Origin of the sequence: Streptomyces sp. NPDC021012 (assembly GCF_044333355.1) — a bacterium.
In the GTDB taxonomy this organism is placed as follows: domain Bacteria; phylum Actinomycetota; class Actinomycetes; order Streptomycetales; family Streptomycetaceae; genus Streptomyces.
In genome coordinates this window covers 141,568-158,602 of the sequence record NZ_JBIRQU010000010.1, presented here as the reverse complement: position 1 = coordinate 158,602, position 17,035 = coordinate 141,568, and the positions used below count along the sequence as shown (strand labels likewise).

14 protein-coding genes are annotated in these 17,035 nt (G+C 72.2%); 9 read left to right on the top strand and 5 right to left on the bottom strand.

Annotation, left to right across the window (positions count from 1 at the left end):
- Genes ACH4TP_RS29295 through ACH4TP_RS29280 form a run of 4 tightly spaced genes read left to right on the top strand, consistent with a single transcriptional unit; the run spans position 1 to position 3,171 of the window.
- Positions 1 to 1,371 (top strand): 2-oxo acid dehydrogenase subunit E2, encoded by a 1,371-nt coding sequence (locus tag ACH4TP_RS29295; protein WP_398439570.1) that lies wholly within the window; start codon positions 1 to 3, stop codon positions 1,369 to 1,371.
- Complete coding sequence (locus ACH4TP_RS29290) at positions 1,368 to 1,637, top strand: phosphopantetheine-binding protein (protein ID WP_398183276.1); 270 nt, start codon at positions 1,368 to 1,370, stop codon at positions 1,635 to 1,637. Before ACH4TP_RS29295 ends, ACH4TP_RS29290 begins: the two co-directional genes overlap by 4 nt.
- Complete coding sequence (locus ACH4TP_RS29285; RefSeq protein ID WP_398439569.1) at positions 1,637 to 2,296, top strand: CBS domain-containing protein; 660 nt, start codon at positions 1,637 to 1,639, stop codon at positions 2,294 to 2,296. The genes ACH4TP_RS29290 and ACH4TP_RS29285 overlap by 1 nt, the downstream gene beginning before the upstream one ends.
- 17 nt (positions 2,297 to 2,313) lie before the next feature.
- Positions 2,314 to 3,171, top strand: coding sequence for a universal stress protein (locus tag ACH4TP_RS29280; protein WP_398183282.1), 858 nt, complete (start codon positions 2,314 to 2,316; stop codon positions 3,169 to 3,171).
- A 12-nt stretch (positions 3,172 to 3,183) separates the two neighbouring features.
- On the opposite strand, the gene fdhF is transcribed toward ACH4TP_RS29280, so the two are convergent.
- The 3 genes from fdhF to ACH4TP_RS29265 all read right to left on the bottom strand — a co-directional run bounded on the left by fdhF (position 3,184) and on the right by ACH4TP_RS29265 (position 7,879).
- On the bottom strand, positions 3,184 to 5,877 hold the full coding sequence (gene fdhF, locus ACH4TP_RS29275; RefSeq protein ID WP_398439568.1) for a formate dehydrogenase subunit alpha: 2,694 nt from the start codon (positions 5,875 to 5,877) through the stop codon (positions 3,184 to 3,186).
- A complete protein-coding gene (locus ACH4TP_RS29270; protein WP_398439567.1) occupies positions 5,874 to 7,481 on the bottom strand; it encodes an NADH-ubiquinone oxidoreductase-F iron-sulfur binding region domain-containing protein in 1,608 nt (535 codons plus the stop codon). Before ACH4TP_RS29270 ends, fdhF begins: the two co-directional genes overlap by 4 nt.
- Positions 7,482 to 7,621: 140 nt before the next feature.
- Positions 7,622 to 7,879 carry an SHOCT domain-containing protein gene (locus ACH4TP_RS29265; RefSeq protein WP_398439677.1) on the bottom strand — a complete coding sequence of 86 codons (258 nt, stop codon included), beginning with the start codon at positions 7,877 to 7,879 and terminating at the stop codon, positions 7,622 to 7,624.
- Between the two features lie 236 nt (positions 7,880 to 8,115).
- Here ACH4TP_RS29265 and ACH4TP_RS29260 point away from each other — a divergent pair, with 236 nt between their 5' ends.
- The 4 genes from ACH4TP_RS29260 (at position 8,116) to ACH4TP_RS29245 (ending at position 14,097) form a co-directional block, all read left to right on the top strand.
- Complete coding sequence (locus tag ACH4TP_RS29260; protein WP_398439566.1) at positions 8,116 to 9,330, top strand: nitrate/nitrite transporter; 1,215 nt, start codon at positions 8,116 to 8,118, stop codon at positions 9,328 to 9,330.
- An 80-nt stretch (positions 9,331 to 9,410) separates the two neighbouring features.
- Positions 9,411 to 10,157, top strand: coding sequence for an ABC transporter ATP-binding protein (locus tag ACH4TP_RS29255; RefSeq protein ID WP_398439565.1), 747 nt, complete (start codon positions 9,411 to 9,413; stop codon positions 10,155 to 10,157).
- Positions 10,158 to 10,159: 2 nt separating this feature from the next.
- Positions 10,160 to 13,096, top strand: a complete 2,937-nt coding sequence (locus ACH4TP_RS29250; protein ID WP_398439563.1) for an ABC transporter permease — start codon at positions 10,160 to 10,162, stop codon at positions 13,094 to 13,096.
- A 260-nt stretch (positions 13,097 to 13,356) separates the two neighbouring features.
- A complete protein-coding gene (locus ACH4TP_RS29245) occupies positions 13,357 to 14,097 on the top strand; it encodes a class I SAM-dependent DNA methyltransferase (RefSeq protein WP_398439562.1) in 741 nt (246 codons plus the stop codon).
- Between the two features lie 573 nt (positions 14,098 to 14,670).
- Here the strand turns inward: ACH4TP_RS29245 and ACH4TP_RS29240 are convergent.
- A complete protein-coding gene (locus ACH4TP_RS29240; protein WP_398439561.1) occupies positions 14,671 to 15,249 on the bottom strand; it encodes a TetR/AcrR family transcriptional regulator in 579 nt (192 codons plus the stop codon).
- Positions 15,250 to 15,306: 57 nt separating this feature from the next.
- The gene (locus tag ACH4TP_RS29235; RefSeq protein WP_398439560.1) at positions 15,307 to 16,197 is read right to left on the bottom strand and encodes an SDR family NAD(P)-dependent oxidoreductase; all 891 of its coding nucleotides are present in this window, start codon (positions 16,195 to 16,197) and stop codon (positions 15,307 to 15,309) included.
- 369 nt (positions 16,198 to 16,566) lie between these two features.
- On the opposite strand from ACH4TP_RS29235, the gene ACH4TP_RS29230 reads away from it, so the two are divergent.
- The gene (locus tag ACH4TP_RS29230; protein ID WP_398439559.1) at positions 16,567 to 16,956 is read left to right on the top strand and encodes a TIGR02391 family protein; all 390 of its coding nucleotides are present in this window, start codon (positions 16,567 to 16,569) and stop codon (positions 16,954 to 16,956) included.
- Positions 16,957 to 17,035 lie beyond the last annotated feature (79 nt).

The window sequence follows — 17,035 nt, the reverse complement described above, 5'->3', positions numbered from 1 at the left end:
ATGGCCGAGTTCACCATGCCGTCGCTCGGCGCCGACATGGACGAGGGCCTGCTTTCCGAGTGGTTGGTGCACCCGGGTGACCAGGTGACGCGGGGCGACGTCATCGCCGTGGTCGAGACCGCCAAGTCCGCGATCGAGGTCGAGTGTTTCGACACCGGCACGGTCGAGGCCCTCCTCGTCGACGAGGGCACCACCGTGCCGGTGGGCACCCCGCTGGCACGTATCGGCACGACCGCCGGGAGCCGGCCCGCCGAAAGGCAGCCCACCGCCCAAAGACAGCCCACCGCCCAAAGACAGCCCGCCGCCCGAAGACGGCCCGTCGAAAGCCCGCCGCCGTCGACACCCCTGGTCCGCCGCCTCGCCGAGGACCGGCACCTCGACCTCGCCGCCGTCCATGGTTCGGGCCCGGGAGGCAGGATCACACGCGCGGACGTGGAACACGCGGAACCGAAGCCGGAAACCGCGCCGGCACCAGAGCGCGACAAGGCCGCGCCGACACCACGGCCGGCGAAGCCGGTGCGCACCGACGACTCGACGGGGAAGCGTCCAGCTCCGGCGCGGGTGAAGTCCTCACCGCTCGCGCGGCGGCTGGCCACGGAACTCGGCGTCGACCTCGCCGAGGTGACCGGCACGGGGCGGGGCGGCACCGTCCGTGCCGAGGACGTCCGTTCCGCCGCAGCCGCCGAGGGCGCACCGCGGCCGGCCGTCCCGGATGCGGCACGGGCGGCGACCGCCCGGCTCATGAGCCGGTCCAAGCGGGAGATCCCGCACTTCTACCTCTCCACGACCGTGGACATGGCAGCGGCACTGGAGTGGATGCATGCTCGCAACCGCGAACTGCCGCTGTCCGCCCGTCTGGTGCCCGCCGCGCTCACCTTCAAGGCCGTCGCGATGGCTGCGCGCAAAGTGCCCGAGCTCAACGGGCACTGGGGCGACGACGGCTTCGTTCCGGCGGAGGAGGTACGGCTGGGCGTCGCCGTTTCCCTGCGGGGCGGTGGTCTTGTCGCCCCGGCCCTCGCGCATGCCGACACGCTCTCCGTGGCCGAGGTGATGGCCGCGCTGAAGGATCTGGTGGCACGCGCACGGGGTGGTCGGCTCCGCGCGTCGCAGACCGCCGATCCCAGTCTCACCGTCACGAACCTCGGTGACCAGGGCGTCGAGGCGGTGTTCGGCGTCGTCTACCCGCCTCAGGTCGTGCTCGTCGGCCTCGGCAGGATCGTCGAGCGGCCGGTGGCCGTGAACGGCCTGCTGGGAGTGCACCCCGTGCTGACGGCGACGCTGTCCGCCGATCACCGGGCCGCCGACGGCGCCACCGGCGCGCGTTTCCTGACCGCCATGGACCGGCTCCTGCAGCAACCGGAGGAACTGTGAACCACGACCAGGCCAAGGAGTTCGTTCGGCAAGCCGTGCAGCGTGTCGTCCCCGGTGCCGGGTTCACCGGACTGGATCCCCGCGTGTCGCTGAGGGACGCGTTCGAGATGGATTCGCTGGACTTCCTCGAGTTCGTCGAGGCGCTCGCCGAACTCAGCGGGACGGAACTCACCGAGGACGACTATCCGGCCCTCGACACCTGGGACGGCTGCGCCGCTCGCCTGGTGGGCGAGGAGCGTACGCCCGCACAAGAAAGGAGAGGGTGATGCGTCACCACAGGATCGGCGAGCTGATGACGCGCGAAGTGGTGAGTGTCCGCGGCGACGCCTCGTTCAAGGAAGTCGCCCGCACGCTCTCGCAGCACCGGGTGACCGCTGTTCCCGTACTGAACGGCGGGGGCAGGGTGGTCGGGGTGGTTTCGGAGGGGGATCTGCTGCGCAAGACCGCCGACCAGGCCACCGCACCGGGTGATCGGCCGGCCGTTCCGGACCTGGAGGCATGGGCGCGTGCCAAGGCCGAGGGGACACGGGCCGAGGAGCTGATGTCGGCACCCGCCGTGTGCGCCCGCCCGGACTGGACCGTGGCGGAGACGGCGCGGCTGATGGAGGTCCAGGGGGTCAAGAGGCTCGTCGTCGTCGACGACGAGGACCGGCTGGTGGGCATCGTGAGCCGCCGCGATCTGCTGAGCATCTTCCTCCGCGAGGACGAGGACATCCGCCGGGAGATCGTCGAGGACGTGCTCGGCGACACCCTGCGTCTCGGACCGGCCGTGCTCACCGTCGAGGTACGTGACGGCCGTGTGGAGCTCAGCGGAACCCTTCCCTTCCGGCGCATGATCCCGGCGGTCGAGCGCATGTGCGCGACTGTCGACGGCGTGGTCTCGGTCTCCTCCACCCGTCTCCTGTACGACGTCGACGACACCTGACGAGGAGGTGCACGGTCATGACACGGAGCATCGTGGTCGGCCTGGACGGCACGGAACAGGCGAAGGCCGCCGCGGAGTGGGCGGCCGAGGAGGCGCTGCTGCGCGGCACCGGCGTCCGTCTGGTGTACGCGAAGGAACCGGTGCCGGAGGCCATGCTGTCGCTCGCGCCGCGGGAGTCCGAGGACGCGTGGGCCGAAGAGATGGTGGCGCGCGTCGCCGACGGGCTGCGCGAGCGCCATCACGGGCTGACGGTGACCACCCGGCTGCTGCCCGCGGGGCCCGTGCCGGGCCTCGTCGCCGCGGCCGAGGAGAGCGAACTGCTGGTCATCGGCTCACGGGCCCTCGGTGGTGTGACCGGCTACCTGCTCGGCTCGGTCGGCCTCACGGTCGCCGGTGCCGTCGAGCGGCCTGTCGTACTGGTACGGGCGGGCAGCGGGGCGGCCCCTCCGCGAGGCCCCGTCATCGTGGGGACCGATGTGCGGCAGCCCGTGGACGCCGTGCTGGGTTTCGCCTTCGAGGAAGCCGCCCGGCGTGGCTCCCGGGTCCATGTCGTGTACGCGGAGCAGCTTCCGCCGTTCGCCGGGCTGGGACCCGCCATGGTCCCGGACGTCCGCCTCGCCGTGGCTCCGGAGATCGAGCGTTCGCTGGAGGATCTCCTTGAGCCCTGGCGCGCGAAGTACCCCGACGTCGAGGCCGCCGCCCGTGTGGTGGTCGGATCGGCCGGCCTCGAACTGGTTGGGGCCGCCGGGGACGCCGCGCTCGTGGTGGTGGGTCGGCGTACTCGCCATTCGGCTCTGGGCGCGCGCATCGGGAGCGTGGCCCACGCGGTGCTGCACCACAGCCCGGTGCCCGTGGCCGTCGTGCCCCACGCCTGAACTCGGTGCCGATCAGCCCTCGGGTGCTGTCGGACGCAGCCGTACCGCCGTGACCTTGTACTCCGGACACGAGGTCACGGTGTCGGCATGCTCCGAGGTGAGGGAGTTGACGCCGCTGGCCGGGAAATGGAACGCGCAGAAGACCTGCCCCGGGGCGAGTTCCGTGCCGACGCGGGCGACGAGTCGCGCCTGCCCGTGGCGGCTCTCGACGGTGACCGGTGTGCCGTCCCGGACTCCGAACCGGGCGGCGTCCTCCGGGTTCAGGTCAAGGCGGTCGTCCGCGTCGAGAAGAAGGTTTCCGCCACGCCGGGTCATGCTTCCGGAGTTGTAATGGGCCCAGCGGCGCCCCGTGACGAGCACCAGCGGATAGTCCTGGTCCGGCTCCTCGCCGGGCGGCAGATACGGGGCCGCCGACAGATGGGCGCGTCCGTCGTGCGTGGCGAACTCCTCCGTGTACAGGGTGGCTTCGCCCGGCCGGTCGGGTGCCGGGCAGGGCCAGGGCACGGCCCCCTCCCGGTCGAGCCGCTCGTGCGAGAGACCCGCGAAGAGAGGTGTCACACGTCCGCACTCCGCGAGTGCCGCTGCCGGGGTGTGGCACCCCAGGTCGGCACCGAGGGCAGCGGCGACGGCGTGCACCACCTCGAAGTCGGAACGCGCCGCGCCCGGCGGAGTCACCGCCGGCCGCACGCGCTGGAAGCGGCGGTCGAAGTTGACGAAGGTCCCGTCCTTCTCCAGCCAGGAGGCCACGGGCAGGACGACGTCGGCGTGCCGGGCCGTCTCGCCGAGGAAGAGCTCGTTGACGACCACGAGCGGGCAGGCGTCCAGGGCCTCCGCGACCCGTCTGCTGTCGGGATCGGTCGCGCACACGTCCTCGCCGATGATCCACAGCGCCCGCAGCGCGCCCTCCCGGGCCGCTGTGAACATCTCGGGGATCCGCATCCCCGGTGTCGGCGGAACCGGCCGGTGCCAGACCTCCTCGGCGCGGGCGCGGGCGTCAGGATCGGTGACGCGGCCGTAGCCGGGCAGCAGGTCGGGCAGGGCGCCCATGTCGGAGGCACCCTGGACGTTGTTCTGACCGCGCAGCGGGCTGATGCCGAAGCCCCGTCCTGTGCCGCCGACGGCGCCGCGCAGGATGGGCAGGTTCGCCAGGGTCCGGACGCCGTCGGTGCCGTGCAGGTGCTCGGTGACGCCGAGCCCGTACAGGACGGCCGGCCTCTCCGCGCGGCCGTAGAGCCGGGCGGCCTTCCTGATGTCGTCGGCGGGAACGCCCGTGATCTCGGCGACCCGCTCGGGCGGGTGGTCGGCCAGCAGGTCGGTGAGTTCGTCGAGCCCGGTGGCGCGGTCGCGGAGGAAGCCCGGGTCGGTCATGCCTTCGTCGACGAGGACGTGGGCGAGGCCGTGGAAGAGAGCGACGTTCGTGCCGGGGCGGGGGCGCAGGTGCAGGTCGGCATGGCGGGCGAGCCCCACGGAACGGGGATCGGCGACGACAAGGGAGGCACCCGCGAGGGCGCGCTGGAGGAGGCGGGCGCCGACGACGGGGTGGGCTTCGACGGGGTTGGCGCCGACGACCAGGAGGCAGTCGGCGGTCTCGACGTCGTCGAAGGGGTCGGTGCCGCCGGCCCGCCCGAAGGACGCCGTGAGTCCGGCTGCGGAAGGGGCGTGGCACAGGCGGGAGCAGTTGTCGACGTTGTTGGTGCCGATGACGGTGCGCAGGAACTTCTGGACGAGGTAGTTCTCCTCGTTGGTGGCGCGGGCGGAGGAGATCGCGGCGACCGCGTCGGGGCCGCCGTCACGTACCGCCGCGCGCAGACCGTCGGCGATCCGGGCCACGGCCTCATCCCAGCTCGCGGGCCGCAGGACTCCGTTCTCACGGAGCAGGGGCTCGGTGAGACGCTCGGCGGAGCCGAGGTACCCGTACGCGAAGCGGCCCTTGACACAGGCGTGGCCCCGGTTGACCGGCCCGTCACGGGCGGGCAGCACGGCGGTGACGCGGTCCTCGCGGACGACGACGTCCAGGGTGCAGCCGACGCCGCAGTAGCCGCAGGTGGTCCGCACGCGGTCATCGGGGGTCTGCCGCGATGTGAGGCCCTGACCGGGTCCGGGCTGGGTGATCGCCCCGGTGGGGCAGGTGTCGACGCAGCCACCGCAGGACACGCAGTCGGATTCGGCCCAGGCGCCGCCGGTGCCCGGGGCGACGACCGTGTCGGCGCCGCGCCCGGTGAGGGTGAGCGCGAACGTGCCCTGGACGTCGGAGCACATGCGGACGCAGCGCCCGCACGCGATGCACAGGTCGCGGTCGAGGTGGACGTACGGGTGGCTCTCGTCCCGCCCGCGCGTGGAGTCACCGGCTGCCGCGTCCGCCGGGATCCCCAAGGTCCGGCACGTATCGGCCAGTTCGCTGTGCGCTCTGTCGGCGAGGGCGTGCGGTGGAAGCGCCGAGGCGATCAGGGCGACCGCGTCCCGGCGCAGATTTCGCACGCTCTCATCGGCGGTTTCTACGGTGAGGCCCGGCGTGGCAGGTGTGACGCAGGCGGCGACGGTCCGCCCGTCGGCGCGGACCAGGCAGGTCCGGCAGGATCCGACAGGCCGGAGACGGTCGTCGTGGCAGAGGGTGGGCAGGTCGGCTCCGGTGGCACGCACGGCGTCGAGCAGCGTGGCCCCGGCGGGCAGTTCGACCGGAACGCCGTCGACCTGGAGCCGGGTCATCGGTCCCATCCTTCCAGGACCGGCCCGTAGGCGCGGGCAAGGCTGCGGACGGCGGCGGGGACACGGCGGCCGAAGGCGCAGAGGCTCGTCTCGCCCATCAGCCGTGCCATTCGCTCGTAGGTCTCCCCCGGCCCGCCCCGGCCCTGTGCGAGTTCGAGCCCTCGGCGGGTACCGACCCGGCAGGGCGAGCAGGCTCCGCAGCTCTCGTCGGCGGCGAACTCCCAGATGTGTCGCAGGAGTTCGTGCGGATCGGTGCCGGCGTCGAAAGCGACCATGCCGGCGTGCCCGAGCGCGGCATCGTGCTCGGCGAGAGCGGCCGTGGTGAGCGGGACGTCGAGCGCGGTCCCGGCGAGGAAGCCCCCGAGAGGGCCGCCGATCTGGAGGGCGACCAGCTCACGCCCTTCCTTGAGGCCACCGCCGAACCGGGTGACGATCTCACCGACAGGAGTGCCGAGTTCGACCTCGTAGGCACCGGGGCGAGCGAAGCGTTCGGACAGGCAGACCAGTTTGGTGCCGGTCTCGTCCGGTACGCCGCGTCGGGCGTAGGACGCTCCGCCGTGGGCGACGATCCAGGGCACGGCCGCCAGCGTCTCCACGTTGTTGACCACCGTCGGCGCGTCCCACAGGCCGTGGTCCGTGGGGTAGGGCGGCCGGGGGCGCGCGGAGCCGCGAGCGCCCTCCAGGCGGGCGATCAGGGCGGTCTCCTCACCGGAGACGTAGGAACCCGCTCCTTCGACGATCTCGACGAACGGTCGCGGACCGGCCGCCCCGACCGTGGGAGCCAGGTCGCCCGCCTCCGTCGCGCGTGCCACCGCCCGGCGCAACCGAGCCATGGCTTTCGGGTACTCGGAGCGCACCAGGACGATCCCACGCCCGGCGCCGCAGGCGAAGCAGGCCAGCGCCAGTCCCGTGAGGACGCGCTCGGGGTCCTCCTCCATGAGCAGCCGGTCGGCGTACGAGCCCGGGTCGCCCTCGTCCCCGTTGGCGACGACGACCGCGCCCGGCTTCCCCGCCGCCGCGGCCCACTTGGCAGCCACGGGGAATCCGGCCCCGCCGCGCCCGCGCAGTCCTGAGGCGGCGGTCTCCTCCCGTACGTCATCGGGCCGCAGCCCGGTCACCGCTGCCCGCCACACCTCCCAGGCGTCCTGACCTCCCACGATCCCGGCGAGCAGGACGGGCGCCCCGGTGGTGTCGGCCACGGGGATGCCCGGCTCGCGCGGTTCCGTCCGCCCGCCGAGCTGGTCGGCCAGGTCCGGGCCCGCACGGGGAAGGGTGCCGTCGAGGGCGGCGGGGCCCGTGTAGCAGTAGCCGAGGCAGTGCACGGTCTGCAGCGAGGTCGCACCCGCCTCGTCGACCGCGCCCGCCGTCACTCCGAGCACCTGCTCGACCTCCGCCAGATGGCGTCCGCCCCGCGCGGCGAAGCACGCCGTCGCGGTGCAGACCCGCACGTGCCGCTCGCCGCGCGGGGCGGCGAGATCGGCGAAGAAGGTGGCCGGGCCGAGCCCCGCGGCCGCCGGAAGCCCGGCTGCCTCCGCGACCTGGGGGGCCCACGTCCCGGGCTCTTCACCGGTACCCGACCTGGCACGCTCCAGCGCGGCCGGCAACAGCCCTCCACGCCCTCCGTGCCGTGCGGTCAGCTCACGGAGTGCGTCTGAGCGTCGGCCCGGCTCCCCGGGCATCCGACCGACCATGCTCCCAGGGTGACCGGCCGGTCCCCCGCCCGCATCCCGGCCGGTCATGGGGCTCACGGTTCCGCGCTGCGCAGGGCGGTCAGACGCCGACGGTACTCCTCCTCGTCGATCTCACCACGCGCCAGTCGCTCGCTGAGGATCTGCTCGGCCGACATGGCGGGCCGAGGCCCCGGCGGTCGATGCGAGGCGCGATCCAGTGCGCGAAAGAGCATCACCGCGATGCTGATGAGCAGGCCCCAGAACAGCACCATGCCGGCCGACATGGCGAACCAGCCCCATCCGTTCATGCCGTCGCCGTACCAGAACATCATCGCCACTCACACTCCCGGCGGCGGGACCCCAGGAGCAGGACGCCCTGCCTCTGGTCCCTCCGCCACTCTCACCGTGCGCTGCCCCAGGACGCCCGCACAGGGCCGACCGGCCCCTGGCCGGGGGCCGGACGGTCACGGAACGGAACGAGTGGCCCTTGAGAGCGGGGACCCGGCGGCCGGAGAGTGGGAAAAGCACGGCTCACGCCGTCCACGCGGATCACTGCCGGGAGGCCACCATGGTCCGGAACACGGGGAGCCCGCCGGTCGCGGACGCACCGCGGCCGTGGCAGATGCTGCTCCTCGCCACGATCGGGTTCGCGCTCTGCTTCTGGGCGTGGGCGCTGCTGGCCCCCCTTGGCCCGCGGCTGCGGGACGACCTCGGCCTCAGCTCCTTCGAGCAGTCCCTGGTGGTCGCCGTGCCCGTGGTGGTGGGCGCGCTCGGTCGGATCCCGGCGGGGGCGCTGACGGACCGCTGGGGCGCCCGCCGGGTCTTCCCCCTCGTCGCGGCGCTCACGATCCTCCCCGTGCTGTACCTGGGGCACCTGGCCGACTCACTGGCCGAGGTACTCGCGGGCGGCTTCCTCCTCGGGATCGGGGGAACGGCCTTCGCCGTCGGCGTGCCGTTCGTCAACGCCTGGTACCCACCGGCACGGCGGGGCGTCGCCCTCGGGGTCTTCGGCATCGGTACCGGAGGCACGGCCCTGTCGGCGTTCACCACCGTCCAGCTCGCCGACGCCGTCGGCCGTGCGTTCCCCTTCGACGTCGTGGCCGCCTGCCTCGCGGTGTACGCCGGAGTGGCCTGGTTCCTCCTACGCGACAGGCCGGGACGCGCGACGGCGACGGGGTCGATGGTGTCGCGCACGGCGCTGGCCATGCGCACGCCGGCCACCTGGCAGCTGGCGTTCCTGTACGCCGTGTCCTTCGGCGGGTTCGTCGCGTTCAGCGTCTACCTCCCGACGTACCTCACCCGGGCCTATGAGCTCGGCCGCTCCGACGCGGCGCTGAGGACCGCAGGTTTCGTCGTCCTCGCCGTGGCCATGCGACCCGTGGGCGGCTGGCTGTCGGACCGGATCCACCCCGTACCCGTGCTGACGGTTTCGTACGGGATCGTTTCGGTGTGCGCCCTGGTCGCGGCGTTCGAGGCGGCGCTGGTCCCCGTGGGAACGGCGGCCTTCTTCGGCATGGCCGCCGGCCTGGGAGCTGGGTCCGGGGCCGTCTTCGCGCTCGTCGCACGTCTGGTTCCGGCCGAGCGGGTCGGCTCGGTGACCGGAGTGGTCGGTGCGGCGGGCGGTCTCGGAGGCTTCTTCCCGCCCCTTGTGATGGGAGCGGTCGACAGCGTCGCGCACGACTACACCTGGGGATTCGTCCTCCTCGCCGCCACGGCGACGGCCGCGGGCGCCTTGGCCGCCACCGCTGTCCGGAGACGCGCCCGGGCGACCGCGGACGTCTGATCGCGGCAGCGTCGATTGGGCCCTTCGGCCCCTCTTCGGGGCCTGGGTGGCCGTAGCCTCCCATTCCTTCGGAGGGTGATATGGAGAGCATGGACACCGACCGGGCACTCCTCGTCGCCACCGGCGTCAGCAAGATCTACCGGACGGGCTCCGTCGAGGTCACAGCCCTGCTCGACCTGGACCTCCTCGTGCGCCACGGCGAGATGGTGGGCGTCATGGGACCGTCCGGTTCCGGGAAGACCACCCTGTTGAACTGCCTGTCGGGGCTCGACGACATCGACGCCGGCCGGGTGGAGGTGGACGGCCACGACCTGTTCGCGATGTCGGACGCGGCGCGCACGGAGCACCGGGCCCACACCATGGGCTTCGTCTTCCAGGCGTTCAACCTCATCCCCGTCTTCTCCGCGGTGGAGAACGTCGAACTGCCCCTGCTGCTCGTGGGCACCCGGCCGCATGACGCACGTCGCAGGGCGCTCGCCATGCTCGACCGGGTGGGCCTCGGCCACCGCGTCGAGCACCGGCCGAGCGAGATGTCCGGCGGCGAACAGCAGCGGGTGACCATCGCCCGCGCCCTGGCCGGACGCCCGGCCATCGTGTGGGCGGACGAACCCACCGGCAACCTCGACAGCGCGATGGCCGACCAGGTCATGGACCTGCTGTGCGAGCTCAACCGGGACGAGGGCCAGACGATCGTCCTGGTCACCCACGACAGCGCCATCGGCGCCCGCGTCCCCCGGCTGATCCGCATGCGCGACGGGCAACTGGTCGGCGACGTCCGCCAGGCCGTCACCGCCCGGGCGGCGATCCGCGACTTCCCCATGGGCTGACCATGTACCCGAACCTCCTCATCCCGCTGCTCACCGCCCTGGCCGTGGCCCTCGCGGCCCTCGTGCTGGTCGCCGTCCGGCAGCCGGTGTCCCGGCGGCTGGCCTTCCGGCAGGTCGCTCGCCGGCGCACCGAGGCGGCACTGGTGATCGGCGGATCGATGCTCGGAACGGCCATCGTCATCGGCGCCCTGGTCGTCGGCGACACCTTGAACTTCTCCGTACGGCAGGAGGCGTACCGCACCCTGGGACCGGTGGACGAACGCGTCGTCGCACCCCCGGGACCGACCGGCCGCGCCGTCACCGAACGACTGGCCGGCCTGGCGGGGAGTCCCGATGTCGACGGAGTCCTGAACGCCCAGGCGACCCAGGCATCGGCCGTCAGCACCGCCGCCGACCGCACGGTCGCCGAACCGCGCGTTCTGGCCTGGCAGATGGACTTCGACAAGGCATCGCGCTTCGGCGCACCGGGGAGCGACTCCGGTCTCGGTGGACCGAACCCGAGGCCCGGCCAGGTCGTGGTCAACGAGCCGCTGGCCCGGTCCCTGGACGTGGGAGCCGGCGATCCGGTCACGCTGTATCTGTTCGGGACGCCGCAGACCTACCGGGTCGAGCGTGTGGTGCCGGAGCAGGGTCTGGCCGGTGTGGGCCTCGGCGGCAGGCTGAACCGTGACGTCTTCCTGCCACCGGAGGCCCTGGACTCCGCCGCCCGGGTCGCCGGTGCGGAGCCACGCTCGGTCACCTTCGTGTCCAACCGAGGCGGCGTCGAAAGCGGCGAAGCCCTGACCGACCGGGTGACCGCCGACATCCGGCAGGCACTGGGACCGCTCGCCGGCCAGACGGCGATCGAGACGCCGAAGCACACGGTCCTGCGGGACGCGAAGCAGGCCGGTGACTCCCTCGGCGCCCTGTTCCTCATGATCGGCAGTTTCAGCATCATCGCGGGCGCCCTGCTCCTGGTGAACATCTTCGTGATGCTCGGCGAGGAGCGGAAGTCCCAGATGGGCATGGTGCGGGCGGTGGGGATGAAGCGCTCGCGGCTGGTCGGGTCCTTCACCCTCGAAGGGGCGACGTACGCGTTGCTGTCGGCGCTTCCGGGCGTGGCCATCGGGGTCGCCGTCGGCTGGGGCGTGGCCGTGGTGGCGGCGCAGATCTTCCAGGGCTGGTCGGTCGGCGGAAGCAGCATCCGCATCGCGTTCGACGTCACCCCCACCAGCGTCCTCAACGGGCTGGCCATGGGACTGCTCATCGCCTTCGCCTCGATCCTCGCGACCAGCGTGCGCATCAGCAGGTTCAACATCATCGCCGCCATCCGCGACCTCCCGACGACGCCCGGTCAACGACCGCGCCGCCGTCTGCTCGCGGTGTCCACGGCCCTGGCGGTCCTGTGCGCTTTCGCGGCCGTCCCGGCGGTGGCGAGCAGCCAGCCCGACGCCACGTACCTCATGCCAGCGCTCGCCCTCGCCTTCGCCGCTCCGGCGCTGCTGCGCGTCCTCCCCCGTCACACGGTCACCACCGCGATCGCGGGAGCCGTCCTCGCCTGGACGCTCCTGGCCCCCGTCATCCGCCCCCGGATCTTCGACACACCGTCGATGTCCGTGTACGTCATCCAGGGCGCCCTGGCCGCCTTCTCCGCGGTGGTGCTCGTCAGCGACAACCAGAAGACGCTCCTCCGCCCCGTGCGACGACTCCTCCAGCGCCCGACGGAGGGGGGCCTGGCGGCCCGCCTCGCGGTCGCGTACCCCCTGGCCAAGCGGTTCAGGACCGGCGCGACGCTCGTGATGTACACCCTGATCGTGTTCGTCCTCGTGCTCCTGACGGAGATCTCGGGCATCCTCCGCGCCGGGGTCGACGGGGTCGTCGCCGACGCCACCGCCGGCTACTCCCTGCGGCTGGACTACAACCCGCAGGTCGCCGGCGACCGACTCGCCGCCGCGCTGCGGGCCGGCCCGTCGGCCGCCGGCATCTCCGCCGTGACGCCGCTGGTCAACGCCACGGGCAGGGCCACCGACCCGGGGCACCGCAGCACCCAGCCCCTCGACATCGCCGCCGTCGGGGTGCCCGACGGCGCGATCACCGGCATCACCTTCCGCGAGCGTCTGCCCGGCCTGGCGGACGACCCCGCGGTCTGGCGGGCTCTGGCCTCCGACCCCCGCTACGTCGTTCTCGACGGCTTCTTCGGCAGCACCGGTGGTCCGGCAGGCGACTACTACGACCCCGGCGACACGCTCACCCTGACCGATCCCCGCACAGGCCGCAGCGAACAGAAGGTCATCGCCGGCGTGCTCAGCAACGGCATGGTCTTCTACCCGGGCACCGGCGCCAGTTCCACCACCTACCCCGTGGTGCTGAGCGAGCAGGCGACGCGCGAGCTCTTCGGCGCCCAGGCACAGACCGCCTCCGCGCTCGTGAGAACCAGTCCCGGAACCTCCCCCGACGCGCTGGCGACCCAGCTCCAGGGCGAGCAGCTGTCGTCCAGTCTGGTCGCCACGCCCATCGAGTCGGACATCCGCCGGCAGTTCGACTCCAGCACCGCCTTCTTCCGCCTCATGCAGGGCTTCCTCGCCCTGGGCCTCGGCGTGGGCATCACCGGCCTCGGCGTCGTCATGGTCCGAGCCGTACGCGAACGCCGCCGCACCATCGGCATCCTCCGCGCCCTCGGCTTCCGGGCACGCACCGTCCAGCGGTCCTTCCTCGGGGAGAGCACGTTCATCGCCCTGGAGGGAATCGTCCTCGGATCCCTCCTCGGCGTCCTCACCACCTGGCTGATGTACAGCAACAGCGCCGCGTTCGAGGGCCTCGAAGGAGGCTTCCCTGTCGAATGGACGAGCATCTTGGTCCTGGCCGCAGCCACCTTCGTCGCATCACTCCTGGCCACGATCGGACCGGCGCGCCGCGCGGCCGCCATCCGCCCGGCCCTCGCGGTCCGCGTCACCGAATGACGCCGTGCCCTGGGCGGCCCACACCTTCCCGACACGACGCCGCCCACCCTGGAACCGGAGCGGCGGGGAAGAAGGCCTCAGAACTCCTAACGAAATGATCTCCAAGGTGGTCGGATCACTCAGGGACCGACGATCCGGGGTGCGGGGCGGTTCGGCCGAAGCCCTGGCCAGGCAACAACGGGTAGGGGCGGTGCACGCTGCCCCGCGGAGAACTTAAATGCGTCGACATCGCCCCTCCGCCCCCGGCACAGTGGCCACCCGTGACGAGCAGTGAACTGTGGACCCGCGCGACCGCCGAACGCTACGACGCCGAGAAGGCCGAAGCGTCATCGGCTGCCGTTCTCGGACCGACCCTCGACTTCCTCACCGAGCTCGCCGGAGACGGCCGGGCGCTGGAGTTCGCCATCGGAACGGGGCGGGTGGGAGTCCCGCTCAGGGAACGCGGAGTGCCGGTGGTGGGCATCGAACTGTCCGAGCACATGGCGGCGGTGCTGCGGCGCAAGGTCGACGGGGGCACGCTCCCGGTAGTCGTCGGGGACATGGCCACCACCCTCGTTCCCGGCGGGTTCACCCTGGTCTATCTCGTCTACAACACCATCACGAACCTGCTCACCCAGGACGAGCAGGTCGAGTGCTTCCGCAACGCCGCACGGCATCTGGAGCCCGGCGGCCGGTTCGTCATCGAGCTGGGTGTGCCGCCGCTGCGGTTCCTGCCTCCCGGCCAGGTCGCGGTGCCGTTCGACGTCTCCCAGCAGCATCTCGGCTTCGACACCTTCGACGTGGTCGAGCAGATGCTCGTCTCGCACCACTTCACCCGCGACGGCGACGACGGCCGCTACCGCCGCGAGAACTCCCGGCACCGGTACGCATGGCCGGCCGAGCTCGACCTGATGGCGCGGATCGCCGGGCTCGAGCTGGAACGCCGCGTTGCGGACTGGGACGGGTCCCCGTTCGCCCAGGACTCCCCGAAGCACGTCTCCGTGTGGCGCAAGCCGGCCTGAGGTCGGCCGCCGGCCTTCGACCGCGCGGTCCACAAGCACCACAATCTCGTGGAGCGGTGCTTCAACCACTTGGAGCAGTGGCGCGGCAGCGCCACCCGATACGGCAAAGCCGCCGAACCCTGCGAAGCAGCCGTCGCCCTCGCCTCACTCCTGGTGGGCGTGACATTTGACGACAGAACCTGGGTCCAGCCTGAAGCGAATCACGCGATTCTCGAACGTTTCCGAAAGGTCTGACCACTCCGGAGAAGAGCCAAGAGGGGGCGAGGGGCGGCTGTGCGGGCCGGGTGTCGGGGGCCGAGGCAGGCGGCGCGGCCGGCTCCCCGGGTGCGGGATGGGTGGCCTGTGTCCGGGTCCTGCCGCGCATAGAAGGCGACGCCGGTAATGGCGGCGACCGAGGTCAGCAGCCGGCAACGGCGGTCGGCCCGGTCGGCGGTGGCCGCGTCCAGCACACGGAATTCCCCACCCCTGCGGCCACGATTCCCCAGAGGGAAGGCGGTCATGGACGTGCGCCGGAGGTGCCCGGTGTCGCTGTCGGGCGCAAGGATTGCCCCGGACTGCGGCAGAGGGGAGATCTCACACGGTCGTCGGCGTGGCTCGCAGGCCGCCGAGCAATGCGGCCAGGTAGCGATGCGCGGTGTCGATCCGGTCTGCGGGAGCGCTGCCGTGTACGTCTACGGCGTAGGCGATGCCGCACATGAGCGGGACCAGATCGGCTGCGGCCAGGTCGGGACGGACCGCCCCGGCCGCACGGGCCCGGTCGAGGAGTGTGGTGCCCGTCGACCACAGGGACTCCTTGAGTTCCGTGGTGCGCGGCAGGGCGTCGACGGAAGCGGCGGCGACCGGCGCCAGAGAGGCGTCGGTGACCTGCGCCTCGACGGTGCGGGTCAGGAAGCTCTCCAGCGCCCGCCAGGCGTCGGTGTCGGCCAGCGCCTGCCTGCCGTGGGCGATCAGGGCCTCCAGGCGGGGCGTGGCGACGGCCTCCAGGAGCGCCTCGGGCGTGGCGAAGTGGCGGTAGACGGTGCCGACTCCGAGTCCGGTGCGGCGGGCGACGTCGTTGAGCTGCAACGACGTGCCCTGGTCGACCAGCTCGCGGGCGACGGCCACGATCCGGTCCCAGTTCCGGGCCGCGTCCTTGCGCAGTGGTGTCGTCATGGGGACATGCTAATCGGATAGCCCATCCGGATGGTCCCGCCGCCCGTGCCGGGCGGGTCAGGGTGCCACGAGGGGCGCGTACTGCCGGCTGAGTCGGAGCACGGCATCGGCGACGCGAGGGTCGGCGGCCGTACGGAACGGCGCCGCCGGGCGCGCCATGGCGTCGATGACGATGCCGGTCCGGCCCGTCAGGGACTCGTCGGTGGCGGCGATGATGGAGGACTTTGCGGCCTCGGACGCCGGGCCCGCGGTGGAGCGTTCGAACTTGCGGCGAACCAGCGGCCACAGCAGCCGCAGGGCCGGCGAGACGATCTTCGGGTCGGTCAGGGTGCCGTTGGTCATGTCGGTCGCGGCGCCTCCGGGGTCGACGGCGAAGACCGAGACGCCCGTGCCGTCGAGCCGTGACGCCAGGTCGAGCGTGTAGGCGAGGTTCGCGAGCTTGGCGCGGCCGTACCAGTGGAAGCCGTAATAGCCGCCGGGCGGCTCGACGGCGTCGAACACCCGCTTGGCGACACCGACCGCACCCGAGGTCACGTTCACGATCCTGCTCGGCGCACCGGCCGTGAGCGCGGGCAGAAGCAGTTCCGTCAGCAGGTACGGCGAAAGGTGGTTGACGACGAACGACGCCTCCACGCCGTCCAGCTCCTGTCGATCCGCGAACATCGCCCCGACGTTGTTCACCAACACGGTCAGCGGTTCGCCGGATGCGGCATGGTCGCCGGCTATCCGGTCGGCGAGCGCGCGCACGCCGTCGAGCGAGCCCAGGTCGGCGGGCAGGAACCGGCCAGGGCGCGCCGGGTTCACTGCGCTGATCCGGTCGACCGCCCGGGCGCCTCGGTCGACACTGCGCCCGACCACAGTGACCGAGAATCCGGCGGCAGCCAGCCCCAGAGCCGTCTCCAAGCCGATGCCGGCGGTCCCGGCCGTGACCACAGCTGTCTTCCCCATTGCGTTCCTCCAGCCCGGCGATCCGGATAGGTCATCCGCTTAATGGCGACGTTAGCACAAGCGGATGACTCATCCGTTTGTGCTGGCGGATGGGGCCGTGCCGGGCGCCAGATGCCGACCGTGCGGGCAGTAGGGCAGCCGCCTTCTCCCTTCGATGCCCAGGAACCTCTCCTGCAGGGAAACCGCCTGACGGGCCGACGGATCGACGGATCGACGTAGCGTGCGGCCCATGAAGATCCCCCCATACCGCCGGTCCCCGCGGAACGGATTCGAAGCCTGCCGACACGCGACAGCGCTCTCCTGCTCCTCCGGCACCTCGCCGAGGCGACGGGATTCGTGACGTACACGGGCACCGTCGGCGCTGCCCGTATGGCGTTCCAGGATGAATCCGACAGTGCGGCGCTCCTCGACCGCCTCTCCGGCGCGTGGGCCTGGCTGGAGGCGCACGCTCCGCTGTCCAAGGTCCCGAGCCAGAGCGAGCCATTCCAACGGGTCACCCAAGCGGGGCGCGATCTGCTGGCGGACCCGCAGAACATCCTCCGGTTCGACGCCCGCCACAGACCGGTCGGCCCCTTGCACCCCAAGCTGGAGGGCGCCCTCCGGACGTACTACGACCTCGGCGACTACGAGACGGCCTGCTTCGCCGCGACGAAGGCCGTCGAGGTCGCCGTCCGCAACGCCGCCGGCCACGACAACTCCCACCTCGGGGTCTCGCTCATGCGCAAGGCGTTCGCCCCACATCAGAACGGAAGGACCTGATCGCCGACCTGCTGAGGAGCCGGCCGGCTGACAGCAGCCCCCCGAGGAACCGGGTCGGCACGTCCGTCTTCCTTGCGGC